The sequence below is a fragment of the Actinoplanes sp. NPDC049118 genome, from assembly GCF_040648555.1.
Taxonomy (GTDB): Bacteria; Actinomycetota; Actinomycetes; order Mycobacteriales; family Micromonosporaceae; genus Actinoplanes.
The window spans coordinates 52256-68601 of the sequence record NZ_JBEZDY010000013.1; the positions used below are offsets into that span (position 1 = coordinate 52256).

Below are 16346 nucleotides of genomic sequence, written 5' to 3' on the forward strand. Positions count from 1 at the left end.
GACAGTTCACTTTGCATGCGACTCAGCTCCTTCGATGTGTCGTTTACATGCAGGTTCCGGTCGGCCGATATGCCGCCGGCCGAGGCCCGTCGCCTTGCGAGCGGGACCCCAGACTGGGTACCGGTGCTGTGCCGTCACTGCCGCTGTGGGGGCCCGGCGGCGAACGCGAACAGCGCGGCCCGGTGGTATCCGTCCGCGGCCGCGCGTTCCCGTAGGACGTGCGGCAGCAGGCCGGCGAAGACGGTGCCGACGAGGTCGAGGCGCAGCGCGGTCAGCCACGCGGCGTGCCCGGCGGCGCCGGCCCGGGTGAGCAGCAGCCGGTGGCCGTGGCTGCCGTTGCGGGCGAGTGCGGCGGCCAGGTTGCCCGTGATGACGAGCAGGGCCGCCGCCTGGGCGAACTCCCGCTGCATGACGAGGTCCTCGGCCTCGGGACCGTCCGGCAGGCTCGCGACCCGGCACAGCGCCGACTGGCGGGGCAGGTACCGGTACAGCCCGGTGTCCACTCCGGTCACCCGCCAGGCCGCGCAGTACAGCTCCAGGTCGACCCCGGCGGCCCGCTCCGCCGGCCACCCGCCCGCGTCCATCCGGTCGGCGGCGGTGAGGATGGCGGACAGGTCCGCGCCGGACATGGGTGCATACCCGTAGTCGCGGACCGCGGTGCGCCCCGGCAGCACGTCGTCCAGGACGGCGCGCGGGGCGGCCGGCGGCGGCAGCGGGGTCAGCGGTCCGTCCTCCGGTGCGCGGCGGAGTTCCGCGGGCACCGGGGTCCGCGGCCGGCCGGCCGCCTCGGCGTCCAGCCGGGTGTCGGCCAGCAGCCGCTCGAGCAGCCGGAGCCGCTCATCGCGTGCGGGTGCGCCGAGTGTCTCAGTGCTTGGGGTCATCGTCGTTCCTCAGGTTGAGTGCCACCACCGCGGTCACCGGTTCGGCGTTGCCCTCCAGGCGCAGCGCCGCGCCGAGCGCCGTGTCGTCCCAGCGGTCGGCGAGCCGCGCCGCCAGGCCGTACCCGTCGGCGACGGCGGACAGCTGGGCGAGCGCCACCCCGGCGTCGAGGCAGACGAGCCGGTAGGCGAAGTCGTGGTACTTCGCCGCGACCAGGCCGAGCGCGCCGGTCAGGACGAGCAGCGCCGCCGGATGCTCCGGCGCCAGCGCCGGGCAGACCGCCGCGACCTCGCCGTCCGCCGTGGACAGGGCGCGGATCCGCGCCAGGCTGTGGTCGCCGCGCTGGTAGAAGTACCAGCCGCGCTCGAGCCCGGTCACGTCGAGCGCGAGCAGGTACGCCTGCACCGAGCCCAGGTTCCCGCCCGTCGGCGCCCACCGGCTCACCTGGCCGGGCACGGCCGACGGGTCGTCGCGCAGCCCGGCGGTCCGCAGTAGCAGCGCGGACAGGTCCGTGCGGGTCAGGCCGGGCCCGGCTCCCGGCTGCCCGCCGTTCAGCGCGACCCGCGGGGCGGCCCGGTACTCCTTGTTGTACCGCTGCAGGGCCGCGTTCGCCGGCCGGTAGTGCACCTGATGGTCCTTGGGGTTGAGCCATTCGCGCGGCGGGAACGCCACCGCCTGCTCGTACACGTGGGCCAGGGCCGGGCCGTCCGCCTGCGCGGGCAGGCCGGTCGGCAGGCACCGTGGGCAGCCGGGCCGGCGGTACGCGCCGACGGTCGACTGCGTCCAGGCGTCGAGGTCGTACACGGTGCCGCCGGACAACGCCGGCGTCACGCCGACCCGCGACAGCAGGTGCACGACCTCGGTCGCGGTCAGCGCCGCCCAGGTGGCGACGCGCAGCGGCGACGGCACGCCGGCCGGCACGGACCGCCCCGCGGAGAAGCACCCGTGGCAGCAGGTGTGCCGGGCGTTGAACAGCGGACCCACCTCGACCGTGCGCTCTCCGGCCGCGGTACGCAGCCAGCTGACCCCGGCCCGGCGGCACGACTCGTCCAGCTCCGCCAGCGCGCGTGCGTCCCCGTCGTCGACGGCGACCACGAAGTCGCCGGCCCCGAGGCTCATCTCCGGGCCGGTCCACCCGTGCGCGTCGACGCCCGCCGTCGCCAGCTCGTTGCGGAGCCGGTCGCTGAGCGGCCCGGGCCCGGCGATCAGCACGCGGGCCTGCGCCAGCCGCTCGCACGCCTCGATCCGGTTGCGGTTGACCCGTGTCGTGTCCAGGTTCCGGCCCAGGTAGTCGGTGACCTCGGACGGGATCAGCCCCACCTCGCCGCCGGCCGGGCCGTCCTGCAGGAGCCCGCTCACGTACAGCAGGGACACGCAGGCGCGCACGGTGCCCTCGGTCACGTCGGGGTGCATCCCGGCCAGCTCCGCGACGGTACGGCTGCCGTCGAGCGCCGGCAGCAGCCGCGGTATCAGCGAGGTCGCGGTCCGCCCGCGCAGCGCCGTCTGCCGGTTGCCGCTGCCCACGAACGCCAGCCCGTCGTCCAGCGGGACGCACACCAGGCCGGGCACCAGGCAGGGCCGGGCCGGCACGCGGAACTGCGGGTCGGCGGCGACGGCGTGCGCCATGGTCGCGGCGGACAGCCGGCCCTCGTGCCGGGTGACCTCCTCGGTCCCGATCATTTCCACACTCCACTCAAGATGGCGGGCAGGCGCTCGTACGACCGGGTGGTCTCGTCCCGGCCCAGGCCGCACCGCGGGCAACCGTGCACGCCGACCACCCGGCCGGAGAGCAGCTGCTGGGTCGGCACGTCGATCCGGCGTACCCGGCCGGCCTCGCCCGCGGGCGAGGTGCGCAGCCGGTCGACCACCTCGGCGGCCGCGGCGGCGGCGAACAGCGCGGTCGACGGCAGGTATCCGGCGGGTCCGGCGCCGGGGTCCTGGTCGTAGTGGCGGCCGACGGCCGCGCGGACCGCCCGGGCCGCGTCGTGTTGCGCGAGCCGGCCGACGTAGCAGCCGTGGCAGGCGCCGGCGCCGGGTACGACCACCGGGCCGATCTCCAGCACCGGATGGTCCAGGACGACCGGCAGCCACGGCTGGCCCGAGCGGAACGACTCCTCGTCGAACTCCCGCTCGATCTGCGGCACCCGGCGCCAGGACACGAGCAGGTTCAGCCGTGGGCCCGGCGGAGCCGGATCCGGCACCCGCGGCCACACCACGGTGCCGGAGGGGCCGGTGCCGGCGACCTCGACGTCGTGGCACAGGTCGCGCAGGCGCTCGGCGACCGAGTATCCGAACGGGCCGACGGGGGTGACGATCAGGTGGTACATGCTGGCTCCTGACATCAGGCGAACGGTTGCGGCCACGCGTTGAGCTCGGCTTCGGACCGGGTCGGGTAACCCATCCGGGCCGGCGCCTGGTAGAGCCGGGGATGACCGAGGAAGCGGGCGCGGTAGTGGAAGGTCAGCGGCTGCAGCCCGGGAATGATGGCTCGCACCACGTTCATCCCGGCCCGCAGCGCCTCGTCGGTGGTCAGATCGACGACGTACGCGTCGAGTCCTCGTTCGGCCAGCCGGGAGCACACCAGGCGCAGGTCGCCGACGGAGTCGCCGGTGGACAGCGTCGGCATCTCCGACAGCCGGCGGCGCGCGGGACTGCCGAGGAGGAAGTCGAACGCACCGGCGCGCTCCGGGGCGCACATGTAGGCGGCGCCGTCGGACACCCCGGTGAACGTGCGCACGTCCTGGCTCGGCGGCTGCGCGTCGTGCAACGCGATCCGCACCGACACCGTCTCGCAGATCGCCTTCGCGGCCGCCGTCTGCGGGTCGAGGCTTGTCGCGCAGGAGACCACCGTGCGGCAGCTGGGGTGGTCCGCCGCGACCGAGACGCCGTACACGGTGGGTATGCCCACGTCGGTGGTCGCGTCGAAGAGCTGGATCGTCATGTCGCGGTCGGCGCACACGTCGAGGTACCGCCGCAGCTGCGGGCCGACCGTGTCGAGCTCGATCCGCGGCAGGGCGAGCTGCTGCAGCCAGGTGAGGCTGATGGCGTCCCGCTCGATCACCTCGCACAGCCCGCCGCACACCGCGGTGGCCGGGTCCGGATGCGCCGCAGCCCCCGTGGAGATCGGGTTGGTGATGCGTTCCGCGCCGTGCGCGGGGAAGTGCATGAACACCAGCACGGCGGGCACCCAGCAGGGCTCGCCGGTGAGCATGTTCAGGCCGCGCATCCAGCGCATCGGCACCGACCGGTCGGGCACGGAGACCGGGCAGGCGGGGTCCGCGAGCTCGGTCGGCGAGCAGCGCGGCAGGCTCTCCAGATCGAGCGCCGCGGCGCCGAGCTCGTCGGCGGTCGCCCAGACGAACTGGCGTTCGTCGTACACGCAGTTCGCGTACCGCTCCAGCGCCTCGGCGACGGCGACGATCGCCGCCCGGTCCGCGTCCACGCCGGTGCCGGTGCCGTCGAGGTCACCGAGGCACTCCGGGCCGCACAGGTTGGGCAGCACCGTCGACGCATCGCCGAGGTCGGCCGAGAACACCGCGAGCGGCGGGCTCGACGGCTCGACCGGGAGTTGCAGCACGTGATCGATCAGGCCGCCCAGCGGGGACACCAGGTCCTCCAGCCGGGCCGTACTCGTTTGCCGCTGCGCCACTTCTGTGGTGTCAGCACTCATTCCGCGCGCTCTTTCGTGTGGCCGGTTTAATTCGCGGACGCATAGTCGTCGGCGGCGCAGGTGGGAACTCAGCGCGTTCACAACTGTGTACTGGGTGTTGCCCGGTTCGCTGAGGATTGCGGAAACTGCGGGTCGGGAATGCCTTGCACCCTTCTTTGGGGGACATCGCGGGCATCCGACCGGCTGAACTCGTGAGCAACGGGTCTGCGGGCCGCGGAGTGTCGGCGGCCGGCCGTTTCCCGGTTCGCCGAACCCGACGCGCCCATGCCGTCAGCCGCGAGCAGCACTACGCCGACCAGTTCGGCGCGAAGCGAACCGGGCCGCGCGTGGATTACTGGATTGCTATTACCGGTAATTCAATAATCAACGCAGAGGGCCAGAACGGACAAAAACCCTGCTACATCATAATGACAGTTATGTGGTATTCCCATTGCGCCGGTAGTGATTTGCCGGCGTGATGGGAGTGGGTGGCTTCCCCGATCCGGTGTCCGCCGCTACAGTGTCGACGCTCAAGATCATCATCGGACAGGGGCTGCGGGATGCGGGTACGACGACTGATGGCCACCGGCGCGGTGGTCCTCATCGCCATGGGCGGGGCCGGCTGCTCCGCCGGGGGTGGAAGCGCACCTGCCGCCACCCGGCTGCCGGCCCCGATACCGTCCGATCCGTCAGCGGTGGTCGCCGCGGCGAATGCCCAGCTCGGCACGGAGTCCGCACGGTTCGCACTGCACACCGGGGGCGACGGGCCGGCCTTCACCGGCGTGGTGAACGCACAGACGAAGGCTTGGGAGATCACCGGCGGCGAGTGGGTCATCCGCCGGGTGGGAACCGATCTTTACGTACGGGCGAGCGGCAAGACCCTCGAAGGCATGTTCCTGCTCCAGGCGCACCAACGGGTCGCCGCGGGCGGCTGGGCACATACCCGCCTGCCGCTGGGAGCGCAGTACTCCCTCGTGTACAACGATCGATTCCCGTGGACCGGGGCCGGCAACCCGGCCGTCGCCACGGATCTCACCCGGGTCGGCGACCGCTCGTTCTCCGGCCGCGCCTCCCTGCCCGGGACGGGGGCCGGCGCGGGCACCGGGACCGGTAGGCCGGTGACGGTCGACTTCGACGTGGATGAGAGGGGACGCTTCGTCAAGGTCAGCTCCGGTGACGAGACCGCGCGGGTCGTCTTCACGTTCTCGGACTTCGGAACGGCCGCCGACATCACCGCGCCGCCCCCGCAGGACGTGGCCGAGGAGGACAACCCCGCATTCCTCGCCCTGATTCCGCTGATCTAGCCGTTTTCGTCACGGCCGGGCGCGGGGACGCCGACATGAACCTCCGTGTTCTCGCCGCCCGCACGCTCGCCGCCACCGTTCTCGCCGCCGGAGCCGTGGTCGCCACGTCGGCGCCCGCGTCCGCGAACTTCCACGACTGCCACCGCGCGATGTGTCTCACGGTGAAGGGCAAGGGACTGCACGTCGACACCGTGAAGTTCGAACTCCTTGTCCCGGCCTCGGTGACCTACCTCGGCCACGTCGAGGTCTGGGGACCGGACTTCCACCTCGACACCCCGGACCAGCAGTTCACCAACCACGACCGGCAGAAGCACACCACCTTCGCCTGGTCCAAGATGTCGATCGACACGACCTACGCCGACGGAGACAGGATCTGCACCCGCTTCTGGCGGCTCAACGAGCCCGGCGACGGCAGCTACACCGGTACCCCCAAGGTCTGCGCCACCATCCACGACTGAGCTCGCCCGTTACGCCGGCGGCTGGTACGACCAGGTGTTGGTGGCGACGGCCGTCCACAGGGTCTGCGGCTCCGCCCACTGGTTGCGCACGTCGAACCAGCGGAAGTCCGTGGTCACGGTGCCGGGCAGCGTGTTGTGCTGCGGCACGTCCAGCGTGACCGTGAAGCGGAACGTCCTGGTCTGCCGCGTGCCCGGCGTCCAGCCGAGGTCGATGGGCGCCCACCGGCCGTGGTTGTTGTTGAGGTCGGCGAGGGTGCCGTCGTAGACGGTGGTCGCCGACGACCCGTCGACACGCTCGATCATCAGGTGCAGCCACTTCGCCACGTCCGTGCCCGAGCCGGTGTAGACCGGGTTGGCCGCGTACAGGCGCAGGTCGGGCTGGTACGAGCCGGGCGCCGGGTCGTAGGTCACCGAGACGGTACGGGTCAGCGACACCGCGCCGGGGACCGAGAAGACCGGGTCGTCCGCGGTGAACATCGGGCCCGAGCCGTTGTTGACCAGCGGCCCGGCCGGAGCGCCGTGGCCCGACCGGAACGTGTTGGCGGCGTTCACGACGGTCGCGGTGTAAGCGGCCGCCGAGCGGTCCACGGTGGCCGGCGCGATGAAGGCGGCCGCAGCCGCGAGCGAGACGGTCAGCGTCAGGACGGCGCTGCGCTGGAAGCCGGGCAGGTGCGACCGGTTGGCCGGCTGCACGGCCGCCAGCAGGCCGGCGAACCCGGCGAGGGTCAGCGCCAGCGGCACGACGTCGTGCTGCCTGGCCCACATGATGGACATGCCGACCCAGGGCACCATGAGGAAGGCGCGGCCCTGCACCGCGTCGCGGCGTACGCCCAGCAGGTCCGGGGTGGGGTTGGCGTCGCCCTGGGTGATGTAGGTGCCGTCGGGGTTGACCCCGACGATGCGGTGGGTCAGCAGCGAACCGGGCCGTGCCGGGTTGTCGACGGTGACGACCCGGCCCAGGAGCTCGGTGTCCTCGTCGATGTCCTTGGTGACGACGATGTCGCCCACGCGGATGCGCGGTGACATCGAGCCGGAGACGATGACGGTGGCGTTGAAGCCGAACGGGACGAGCACCACCGCCCACATGGCCAGCGTGCTCAGCGCCCACAGCAGCGCGCGTGCCGTCGATATCCGCAGGGCCTCGGCCCAGGTGGGGTTCTCCGGCCAGCGGAGCCCCGCTGTCGTGGTCGCCATCACGGGGCTCCTTTCGTTCGGTGCGGTTACGGCGGTTACTGGGCGGTGGCGGTGAACGCGAACCCGACTCCGTTGAGCGTCGCGTCGTACTTGGTGGTGCCGGACTTCAGCTTCACCGTGACCAGGTACTTCTGCGACTGGGTGGTGGCGTTGCCCGTGACGTCCCACAGGGCCGGGACGGACAATGCGCTCAGCGGCTGGTCGATGCCGCCGACCACGGCGGTCGTGGTGGCGTTCCGGACCGTGACGAGCAGGTCGTCGGCCAGCCCGCCGGCCGTTGCGCCGGTGGCGGTCAGCGCGACCCGGGCGTTGTTCTTGCCGGTGTAGTTGACGGTGATCTCGTTGGAGATCGTGTCGTCCGGCTTGAGGACGCCGTCGGCCGCCTTGTTGTTGAGGTGCGCGTTGGCGGTGTCGAACAGCGGCAGCGTCGCCAGGGTCGAGTTCGCGCCGTCCTTCAGCTGGAGGGCGACGCTGTCGTGCGTGGCGAACGAGCTGCCGGCGTTGGTCTGCGTGTCCGTGAAGGCGGCGCTCGAGAATCCGAGCACCACGGCGGCGGACGCGGCCAGGCCGACGGGTGCCGCGGCCCACCTGAGTAGGTTCTTGTGCATGAGTCGTCGCTCCTTCCAGCGGTCGGTTCCTGATCAGGAACGCATTAATAGAGTCGCGTTTTTCCTGATTTGCGGCATCGGCCCGGGGGTGGCACCTGGCGTACTCCGCCGGGAGTACCTCACGCGCCGGGGTGCACCAGGCCCGCCTCGTACGCGAGCATCACGAGCTGCGCCCGGTCGCGCGCGCCGAGCTTGGTGAAGATGTGGCTGACGTGTGTCTTCGCCGTCAGCGGGCTGATCACCAGGTCGGCCGCCAGCTCCTCGTTGCTGCGCCCCCGGGCCACCAGCGCCAGCACCTCGCGCTCCCGGTCGGTGAGCCGCTCCACCGCCGCCACCGCCGGGCCGCTCGGCGCCGGCTCGGCCACGAACCTCTCGATGAGCACGCTCGTCACCCGCGGCGACAGCAGGCTCTCGCCCGCCGCGACCGTACGCACCGCGGCCAGCAGGTCGGCCGGGCGGGTGTCCTTGAGCAGGAAGCCGCTCGCGCCGGCCCGCAGCGCGGCGAACACGTACTCGTCGTGGCCGAAGGTGGTCAGGATGAGCACCCGGACCGCGGCCAGCTCCGGCTCGGCGCAGATCCGCCGGGTGGCCTCGATGCCGTCCATCGTGGGCATCTGGATGTCCATGAGCACGACGTCCGGGCGCAGCCGGGTCGCCGCCGCGACGGCGGCCGCCCCGTCCGCCGCCTCGCCCGCGGTCGACATGTCCGCCGCGCTGTCGATCAGCACGCGGAAGCCGGCCCGGATCAGCTCCTGGTCGTCGGCGATCAGTACGCGCAGCGTCACGGCCGGGCCCCCGTCGGCATCGTCGCGGTCACCCGGAAGCCGCCCTCGTGCAGCGGTACGGCGGTCAGCGAGCCGCCCAGCGCGGACAGCCGCTCGCGCATCCCGGCGATGCCGTGCCCGGCCGCGGCGCCCTCCCGGACGCTGGCCGGGTCGACCGGGTCGCCGTCGTTGGTGATCTCCAGCCGCACCCGCCCGGAGGAGAACGCGAGGTGGACGACGACGCGGGTCAGGTGCCGGGCATGACGCACGGCGTTGGTCAGGCTCTCCTGGGTCAGCCGGTAGAGCGTCCTGTTGACGACGGCCGGCAGCTCGCTCGGGTCGCCGGTGATCTCCAGCTCGACGGGCAGCCCGCCCGACCGCGTGCGGTCGACCAGGCTGGGCAGGCTCTCGTCGGGCCCGGTCGCCGGCTCGGCCGGCTCGTCGCCGCGCAGCAGGCCGAGCGTCGTGCGGATCTCGTCGAGCGCGGCCGAGCTCGCCTCGTGGATGTGTTCCAGCGCGAAGCGGACCGCGGCGGGGTCGGTGTCGATGACGTGCGCGGCCACCCCGGACTGCACGCTGATCATCGTGAGGCTGTGGCCGACGGTGTCGTGCAGCTCCCGGGCGATGCGCAGCCGCTCTTCCGTGATCATCTGCCGGCCGGCGCGACGCTGCTCGGCGCGCTCCGTGTCCCACCGGGCCGCCCTGCTCACGAGGAACAGGTGGTGGCTCTGCGCGACCGACCCGACAGCGCCGGCGGTCAGCAACCAGCTCACCCACGCCCATATGGGCACCACGACGGCCGGCATCGGCGGGTAGCGCAGCGACACCAGGACCCCGTAGACGGTGGAGCCCAGCGTTATGCAGAAGGCCTCCCAGGTGGGGCGGCGACGGCCGACGTAGAACAGGGCCACCAGTACCGCAAGGTCGGCCGGCCAGATCCGGTGCCTGGCGACCGTCGCGACGGTGCAGGCGGCGAGCGCAACGCCCAGCGCGGCCAGCGGCCAGCGGAAGGCGGCGCCGGCAGTCGCGGCCAGCACGGCGGCGAGCAGCGAGTTCGCGAGGCCCGGGTAGCCGCCGGACGCGTGCCACCAGCTGATCATCGTGGCGAGGTACAGGCCGCCGGCCACCACCAGGTTCGCCGCGGGCCAGAATCGGTTGGGCAGCGTCCGCGCGTGCGACGCCAGCTCAAACATGTGCCCAACGTACGGCCGCCCGGTCCCGCGGGTGCGCCGATTCGGGCGAGATGACCTTGCGGCTCAGTCCCCGGGCGCCTGTTGCCGATGGGTGTGGTGAGGACTCTGTGCAGCCTGGTCAGCGGGTTGCCGGATATGACGGGGGATGATTTCGTGCGTTGGCTGAATGACCTGTCGGTGCGGGTGAAGGTGTACGCGGCGGTCCTGGCGGCGGTGCTGGCCGCCGTCGCGGTCGGCGCCGTCGGCCTGCAGAAGCTGTCGGCCACGGCGGACGCGGCAGAGTATCTGTACAGCCAGAACCTGGTGCCGATCTCGCAGCTCGGCAAGGTGCAGCAGGGCGTGCAGCGGTCCTGGGTGTCGATGCTGGACACCCTGGGCAGCCAGTCCGCGAGCGCGGCGACCGCCGAGAAGGAGGCGATGGCCGACGCGGACGCCCAGGCGGACCAGACCTTCTCCGAGTACACCGCCACGGACATGACCGGCCGCGAAGCCGTCGTCGAGCGTTACCGCACGTCGCTGGCGCAACTGCGCAAGGTGCGCGAGGAACAGCTGCTGCCGTTGGCGCTCGCCGGAAACGCGGCGGGCTTCGCGAAGGTACGCGACTCCGTGGGCACCCCGGCGCTGCAGGCCACCGTCGACGCGCTGGACGAACTGGTGGCGATCGAGACGAAGGTCGCGGCGGAGAAGCGTGCCGAGACCGTGGACGCGTACCACGCCGCACGCAACCAGATGATCCTGGTGCTGGTGATCGGCATTCTGGTGGCGTTCGCCATCGCCTTCCTGGTGGTCCGCGGCATCATGAGCACCCTGACGGCGGTGGGCCGGGTCAGCAGCGCCCTGGCCGGGGGAGACCTGACCGTCAGCGCCGCCGTGACCGGGCGCGACGAGCTGGGCCGGATGGCCACCGACCTGGACACCGGCATCGCCTCGGTGCGCCACAGCATGGACCGCATGTCACACGTCGCGGTCACCCTGTCGGCGGCGTCGGAGGAGTTGTCGGCGGTCAGCACCGAGCTGCAGACCGGCGCCGCCGAGGCCGCCGACCGGGCCGCCACGGCCACGACCGCGACCGAGGAGATCAACCTCGGGGTGCAGACGATCGCGGCGGGCGCGGAGGAGATGACCGCGTCGATCGCCGAGATCGCCTCCAACGCCTCGCAGGCCGCGCAGGTGTCACAGCAGGGGACGTCGGTCGCGGAGCGCACCACCGGCGAGGTCGAGGAGCTCGGCACCGCGAGCGCGGAGATCGGCGACGTGGTCCGGCTGATCACCTCGATCGCCGAGCAGACCAACCTGCTCGCGCTCAACGCCACCATCGAGGCGGCCCGCGCGGGCGAGCTCGGCAAGGGCTTCGCGGTCGTCGCCGGCGAGGTCAAGGACCTGGCGCAACAGACCGCGAAGGCCACCGAGGAGATCACCGCCCGGATCGCCGCGATCCAGGCGTCGAGCGGCACCGCCGGGCACGCGATCGGCCAGATCACCGACGTGATCCGGCAACTCGGCGACTACACCACCACTATCGCCTCCGCGGTGGAGGAGCAGACCGCCACCACCGCCGAGATGAGCCGTTCGGTGACCGACGCCGCGACCAGCAGCGCCTCCGTGGCCCGTACCGTTTCCGGGGTTTCCGAGATCGCGGGCTCGACCGCCGAGGCCGCCAAGAGCACCCAGCAGGCCGCCACGGACCTGACGAACATGGCCAGCGAGCTGACCAACCTGGTCAACGGCTTCCGCCACTGACCCGCTCAGCCGAACCAGGCGAGGCTCTGGCCGTGTGAGCGGGTCCAGGCCAGCGGCCGGCCGTCGAGGGCGAGCACGTTGTACAGCGCGGCGTCCGGGGGATCCGGCAGCGCCCGGTGCGCCACCACCTCCGGGGACTCGTTGGCGATCCAGTGTCCGGGCAGTGCGCCCACCGCCTCGGCGAACGCCGCCCGCCTCGGGGCCGGCACCTGGTACAGCACCGACGTGTGGAACACCACCAGGGTCGCCTCTGGCGGGGCCTGGGCCGCCAGCGCCGGCAGGTCGTCCAACACGTCGCCGCGTACCAGGTGGGGCGGGTCGGCCGCGGCGACCGCGGCCGCCGCACGCAGGCGGGCCCGACGGTGGGTGTGTTCCGGCCAGATGAGGGCGTCCAGCCAGGCGATGTCGGCCGGGTCGGTCACGTCGAGCGGGTTCAGGTCCAGCCCGGAGCGCCACACCACCTCAGGTACGCGCGCCGGCGGCGTCAGCCCGGTCGCCTCGCACTCGAGCAGCGGCTCCCCGGCGCCGAGCCGGTGGTCGCCGTAGCGGTACGCGTACCGGTCGGGGTAGAGACACAGCCCGGCGGAGGCGCCGACCTCCAGCAGCGCGAGCGGTCCCGGCAGCGCGGCGAGCACGGGCAGCAGCGCGGCGCAGCGCCCGGCCTCGTTCGTCTGGGTCGCCCGGCCCCGGATCTGCGGCTCGATCGCCGCCCAGTTCGCCAGCGTCCAGTCGCGGAACGCGGCCGGGTCGTCGACCGGGCCTCCGAGGAAGCGGACCACGGCGAACAGCAGGTTCGGCTGCCACTTCGCCTCGGGCAGGGCGCCGATCAGCGCGAGCAGCTCCTCGTCGGCGGACACCGCCAGCGCCAGCCGCTCGTACGCCGGTGACACACCGCGGGCCTCGCGCGTGCCGAAGTCGGCGTAGGTCCGGCTCAGGTCGGTCATGCGGACCTCCAGGAACTCATCGACGGTCGTACCGACCCTAGTGCCGCTCCCGGGCTCGGCTCGGCGGCGCATGCTACTCATGGTGAGTACAGTCCGGTCGTCTCTTCGGACTCCAGCCTCGTAAGGATCGTCGGGTTGTCGTACTTCACGCGCTTTCGCCGTACGCCGGCAGCGGGCAACGGCGCAGGTCGCGGCCGCCGCGTCGCCGCCCGGGTGGTCACCGTGCTCGCCGCGGTGCTCGTCTTCCTCGCCCTGGTGGTGCCGGACCAGATCTCCCGGCTGCCGGCCGGGTCGTCGGTGCCCGCCGCGCTCGTCCGCATCCCCATCGAGGGAATCGTGGCCTTCGCGGTGCTGCTGGTGCTGCCGGCCCGGGCCCGCGGGATCGTCGCCGGGGTGCTGGGTGCCGTCCTCGGCCTGCTGACTGTGATCAAGGTCATCGACATGGGCTTCTTCGCGTTCCTGTCCCGCCAGTTCGACCCGGTCCTGGACTGGCCGCTGTTCGCCGACGCCTACCGCTTCGTCAAGGACTCGTTCAGCCTGCCCGGCGCGATCGCCGCGGTCGTCGGTGCGGTGCTGCTCGCCGTCGCGGTGCCGGTACTGATGACCCTGGCCGTACGCCGGCTGGCGCGAGTCGCGGCCGCGCACCGGACCGCCTCCGAGCGCGGCATCGCCGTGGTGGCCACGGCGTGGCTGGTCACGGTGTTCCTCGGTACCTCGTTCGTGCCCGGGGTCTACGTCGCGTCGGAGAGCGCGGCCGACCTGGCACACGACAACGTGCTGAAGGTTCCCGCGGCGATCGAGGACCGCCGGTCGTTCGCCGCCGAGGCCGCCGACGACGCGTTCCGCGACGTGCCCGGCGACCAGTTGCTGACGGGACTGCGCGGCAAGGACGTGGTGTTCACCTTCATCGAGAGCTACGGGCGCTCGGCGATCGAGGACCCGAAGCTGTCGGAGCGCGTCGACGCGACACTGGCCGAGGGCGATCGCCAACTGACCGCCGCCGGGTTCGCCGCCCGCAGCGGCTTCCTGACGTCGCCGACCTCGGGCGGCGGCAGCTGGCTGGCGCACGCGACGCTCCAGTCCGGCGTGTGGATCGACAACGAGCAGCGGTACCGCAGCCTGGTCTCGGGCGACCGGATGACGCTGACCAGCGCGTTCGGGAAGTCGGCAGCCTGGCAGACCGTCGGCGTCGAGCCCGGGGTGACCTTCGCCTGGCCGGAGGGCCGCTTCTACGGATTCGACCGGATCTACGACTCGATGACGCTGGGCTACCACGGTCCGGCGTTCAGCTGGGCGACGATGCCGGACCAGTTCACCCTCAAGTCCTTCACCGACCGCGAGTACGCGAAGCCGGGCCGGCGGCCGCTGATGGCGGAGCTCACCTTCGTGTCGAGCCACACCCCGTGGGCGCCGGTGCCCGCGCTGGTCGGCTGGGACGAGATCGGCGACGGCTCGATCTACACCGAGCAGCAGAAGAGCGCCGAGAAGCCGGGCGAGGTCTGGAAGGACGGCGACCGGGTACGCGCCGAGTACGCGAAGTCCGTCAAGTACTCGATCGACAGCCTGATCTCCTGGGTACGCGAGTACGGCGACGACAACCTGGTCCTGGTCTTCCTCGGCGATCACCAGCCCGCCCCGATCGTGGTCGGCGCCACCGCCAGCCACGACGTGCCGATCACGATCGTCACCCGGGACCGCAAGGTGCTCGACCGGGTCGCCGGCTGGGGCTGGACCGACGGGATCGAGCCGGCACCGCAGGCGCCGGTGTGGCCGATGAACGCCTTCCGCGACAGGTTCCTGGCCGCGTTCGGCCCGCAGCAGGACCTGGCCCTGCCGCAGTCGCCGCCGCGGCGCTGACCGCGCGCCCTCAGGGGCGCCCAAGGCGATCTACGCCGTGACCGTGCCGCCTGTGGTGGAGGCGACGGCCGGCGTCGCCTCCACCGGCGAGATCTTCGATGCGCCGGACTTTCTCCGTGCGCTGCCTCCGCACATCTCCCTGGAAGTGGTCCGGCTGCCGACGCCGCTGTTGACATGCATACCGTAGGTATGTAAGTGTCCAGGCACTCGACAATTTCTTCTGGGAGAGGGCCATGACCCGAGCTTCACAGCGGTCCGATACGCCGCCAGGCGTGCCGGCCGTCAATCCCGGCCTCGTCCTGCTGACCGCCGCAGGCGCAACCTTCTTGGCATTCCTCGACACCACCGTGGTCAACATCGCCTTCCCCGCCCTGGAGCTGGACTTCCCGGACAGCTCCCTGGCGGACCTGTCCTGGGCCCTGACCGGCTACGGCGTGCTGTTCGCGGCCCTGCTCATCCCGGCCGGCCGGCTCGCCGACGTCACCGGCCGGCGCCGGCTGTTCGGCATCTCGGTCCTGATCTTCGTGCTCACCTCCTTCCTGGTGGCGATCGCGCCGAACGTGCCGTTCCTGATCGCGGCCCGGGTGCTGCAGGGCGGCGCGGCCGCCGGCATGATCCCGGCGGCGCTCGGCCTGGTCCTGGCCAACACCCCGGCGGAGCAGCGCACCAACGCGGTCGGCCTCTGGGCCGCCGCCGGTTCGCTGGCCGCCGCGGCCGGGCCCAGCCTCGGCGGCCTGCTGATCGACGTGTTCGACTGGCGGGCGGTCTTCCTGATCAACGTGCCGATCGGCCTGCTGCTGGTCTACCTCACCTTCACCAAGCTGCCCGTCGACCAGCCCACCGGCCGGCGCCTGCCCGACCTGCTCGGCACCGTGATGGTCGCCGCCGGCATCGCCCTCGCGGTGCTCGGCCTGACCCAGGGCAGCGACTGGGGCTGGGGCGACGCCAAGACCCTCGGCTGCCTCATCGGCGCGGCCGTGCTGCTCCCGCTCGCCCTGGTCAAGTCGATGCGGCACCCGGCTCCCGCCGTCGAGACGGACCTCTGGCGCAGCCGGGTGTTCGCGGGGGCCAGCCTGGCCTCGCTGACCTTCGGCATGGCGATGTTCGCCTTCCTGCTGCTCGGCCCGATCTTCCTGACCATGGTCTGGGACTACTCGATCCTCAAGGCCGGCCTGGCGATCAGCCCGGGCGCGTTCGCCTCCGCGTTCGCCGCGGTCATCGTCGGTAAGCGGGCGACACCGCGCGGGCAGCGGATCGCGATGATCATCGCGGCCCTGGTCTTCGCGGGCGTCTCCTTCTGGCTGTACTCGTCGCTGACCGTCGAGCCCGCGTACCTGTCGATCTTCCTGCCGGCGAACCTGATCTCCGGTGCGGCGGTCGGCGTGGTCATGACCGTGGTCTCGGCCGCGGCCGCGGCGTCGCTGCCGCCGCTGCGCTTCGCGGGCGGCACCGGCATGGTCATCGCCGCCCGCCAGCTCGGCGGCGCCCTGGGCATCGCGGCCATGGCGGCCATCCTCACCGAGCAGGCCACCGCCGGTGTCGACGGCCTGCTCGACGTCATGCTGTTCTGCGCCATCGTCTCGGTGGTCACCGCGGCGACCGGCTTCCTGCTGTTCGACAAGAACGCGGCCACGGCACCGGCGGCGCAGGTGCCGCCGCAGCCGGCGACGACGACCCCCTGATCCTGATCCGAGGATGTGACATATGCCCGTACCGGCGCAGTCACAGCGCTCGCGCCCAGCCGCCCCCCGTCGGC

15 protein-coding genes are annotated in these 16346 nt (G+C 72.3%); 6 read left to right on the plus strand and 9 right to left on the minus strand.

Annotated features, from left to right (window positions below; genetic code table 11):
• Positions 1-134: 134 nt before the first annotated feature.
• The 4 genes from AB0B58_RS21530 to AB0B58_RS21545 are packed head-to-tail and all read right to left on the minus strand — an operon-like array spanning position 135 to position 4549.
• A complete protein-coding gene (locus tag AB0B58_RS21530; protein ID WP_360226091.1) occupies positions 135-881 on the minus strand; it encodes a nitroreductase family protein in 747 nt (248 codons plus the stop codon).
• Positions 865-2559 carry a SagB/ThcOx family dehydrogenase gene (locus tag AB0B58_RS21535; protein WP_360226094.1) on the minus strand — a complete coding sequence of 565 codons (1695 nt, stop codon included), beginning with the start codon at positions 2557-2559 and terminating at the stop codon, positions 865-867. The genes AB0B58_RS21530 and AB0B58_RS21535 overlap by 17 nt, the downstream gene beginning before the upstream one ends.
• Positions 2556-3221, minus strand: a complete 666-nt coding sequence (locus AB0B58_RS21540) for a TOMM precursor leader peptide-binding protein (RefSeq protein ID WP_360226097.1) — start codon at positions 3219-3221, stop codon at positions 2556-2558. Before AB0B58_RS21540 ends, AB0B58_RS21535 begins: the two co-directional genes overlap by 4 nt.
• Positions 3221-4549, minus strand: coding sequence for a YcaO-like family protein (locus AB0B58_RS21545; RefSeq protein ID WP_360226100.1), 1329 nt, complete (start codon positions 4547-4549; stop codon positions 3221-3223). The genes AB0B58_RS21540 and AB0B58_RS21545 overlap by 1 nt, the downstream gene beginning before the upstream one ends.
• Positions 4550-5088: 539 nt before the next feature.
• Here AB0B58_RS21545 and AB0B58_RS21550 point away from each other — a divergent pair.
• Together AB0B58_RS21550 and AB0B58_RS21555 are read left to right on the plus strand one after the other, a co-directional pair.
• Positions 5089-5832, plus strand: coding sequence for a hypothetical protein (locus AB0B58_RS21550; RefSeq protein ID WP_360226103.1), 744 nt, complete (start codon positions 5089-5091; stop codon positions 5830-5832).
• 35 nt (positions 5833-5867) lie between these two features.
• Entirely contained in the window at positions 5868-6290 is a 423-nt protein-coding gene (locus AB0B58_RS21555; RefSeq protein WP_360226106.1) for a hypothetical protein, read from the plus strand.
• Positions 6291-6299: 9 nt separating this feature from the next.
• Here the strand turns inward: AB0B58_RS21555 and AB0B58_RS21560 are convergent, their stop codons facing one another.
• The 4 genes from AB0B58_RS21560 to AB0B58_RS21575 form a co-directional block, all read right to left on the minus strand.
• Entirely contained in the window at positions 6300-7484 is a 1185-nt protein-coding gene (locus tag AB0B58_RS21560; RefSeq protein ID WP_360226109.1) for a signal peptidase I, read from the minus strand.
• A gap of 35 nt (positions 7485-7519) precedes the next feature.
• Positions 7520-8092 (minus strand): hypothetical protein, encoded by a 573-nt coding sequence (locus AB0B58_RS21565; protein WP_360226112.1) that lies wholly within the window; start codon positions 8090-8092, stop codon positions 7520-7522.
• 119 nt (positions 8093-8211) lie between these two features.
• Positions 8212-8877, minus strand: coding sequence for a response regulator transcription factor (locus AB0B58_RS21570; protein ID WP_360226115.1), 666 nt, complete (start codon positions 8875-8877; stop codon positions 8212-8214).
• A complete protein-coding gene (locus AB0B58_RS21575) occupies positions 8874-10049 on the minus strand; it encodes a sensor histidine kinase (protein ID WP_360226118.1) in 1176 nt (391 codons plus the stop codon). Before AB0B58_RS21575 ends, AB0B58_RS21570 begins: the two co-directional genes overlap by 4 nt.
• Positions 10050-10202: 153 nt before the next feature.
• On the opposite strand from AB0B58_RS21575, the gene AB0B58_RS21580 reads away from it, so the two are divergent.
• Positions 10203-11789: a methyl-accepting chemotaxis protein gene (locus AB0B58_RS21580; RefSeq protein WP_360226121.1), complete on the plus strand. Its 1587-nt coding sequence runs from the start codon at positions 10203-10205 to the stop codon at positions 11787-11789.
• Positions 11790-11794: 5 nt separating this feature from the next.
• On the opposite strand, the gene AB0B58_RS21585 is transcribed toward AB0B58_RS21580, so the two are convergent.
• Entirely contained in the window at positions 11795-12733 is a 939-nt protein-coding gene (locus tag AB0B58_RS21585; protein ID WP_360226124.1) for a DUF2332 domain-containing protein, read from the minus strand.
• Between the two features lie 135 nt (positions 12734-12868).
• Here AB0B58_RS21585 and AB0B58_RS21590 point away from each other — a divergent pair, with 135 nt between their 5' ends.
• The 3 genes from AB0B58_RS21590 to AB0B58_RS21600 are packed head-to-tail and all read left to right on the plus strand — an operon-like array spanning position 12869 to position 16272.
• Positions 12869-14590: a sulfatase gene (locus AB0B58_RS21590; RefSeq protein ID WP_360226127.1), complete on the plus strand. Its 1722-nt coding sequence runs from the start codon at positions 12869-12871 to the stop codon at positions 14588-14590.
• Positions 14591-14627: 37 nt separating this feature from the next.
• Positions 14628-14777 (plus strand): hypothetical protein, encoded by a 150-nt coding sequence (locus AB0B58_RS21595; RefSeq protein WP_360226130.1) that lies wholly within the window; start codon positions 14628-14630, stop codon positions 14775-14777.
• Positions 14778-14823: 46 nt separating this feature from the next.
• Positions 14824-16272, plus strand: a complete 1449-nt coding sequence (locus AB0B58_RS21600) for a DHA2 family efflux MFS transporter permease subunit (protein WP_360226133.1) — start codon at positions 14824-14826, stop codon at positions 16270-16272.
• The last annotated feature ends 74 nt before the right edge of the window (positions 16273-16346 follow it).

Coding starts and splice junctions, on each gene's coding strand:
- AB0B58_RS21585 (WP_360226124.1), bottom strand. CDS start 12,733: ATGACCGACCTGAGCCGGACCTACGCCGACTTCGGCACGCGCGAGGCC.
- AB0B58_RS21545 (WP_360226100.1), bottom strand. CDS start 4,549: ATGAGTGCTGACACCACAGAAGTGGCGCAGCGGCAAACGAGTACGGCC.
- AB0B58_RS21535 (WP_360226094.1), bottom strand. CDS start 2,559: ATGATCGGGACCGAGGAGGTCACCCGGCACGAGGGCCGGCTGTCCGCC.
- AB0B58_RS21530 (WP_360226091.1), bottom strand. CDS start 881: ATGACCCCAAGCACTGAGACACTCGGCGCACCCGCACGCGATGAGCGG.
- AB0B58_RS21560 (WP_360226109.1), bottom strand. CDS start 7,484: ATGGCGACCACGACAGCGGGGCTCCGCTGGCCGGAGAACCCCACCTGG.
- AB0B58_RS21565 (WP_360226112.1), bottom strand. CDS start 8,092: ATGCACAAGAACCTACTCAGGTGGGCCGCGGCACCCGTCGGCCTGGCC.
- AB0B58_RS21600 (WP_360226133.1), top strand. CDS start 14,824: ATGACCCGAGCTTCACAGCGGTCCGATACGCCGCCAGGCGTGCCGGCC.
- AB0B58_RS21575 (WP_360226118.1), bottom strand. CDS start 10,049: ATGTTTGAGCTGGCGTCGCACGCGCGGACGCTGCCCAACCGATTCTGG.
- AB0B58_RS21550 (WP_360226103.1), top strand. CDS start 5,089: ATGCGGGTACGACGACTGATGGCCACCGGCGCGGTGGTCCTCATCGCC.
- AB0B58_RS21540 (WP_360226097.1), bottom strand. CDS start 3,221: ATGTCAGGAGCCAGCATGTACCACCTGATCGTCACCCCCGTCGGCCCG.
- AB0B58_RS21555 (WP_360226106.1), top strand. CDS start 5,868: ATGAACCTCCGTGTTCTCGCCGCCCGCACGCTCGCCGCCACCGTTCTC.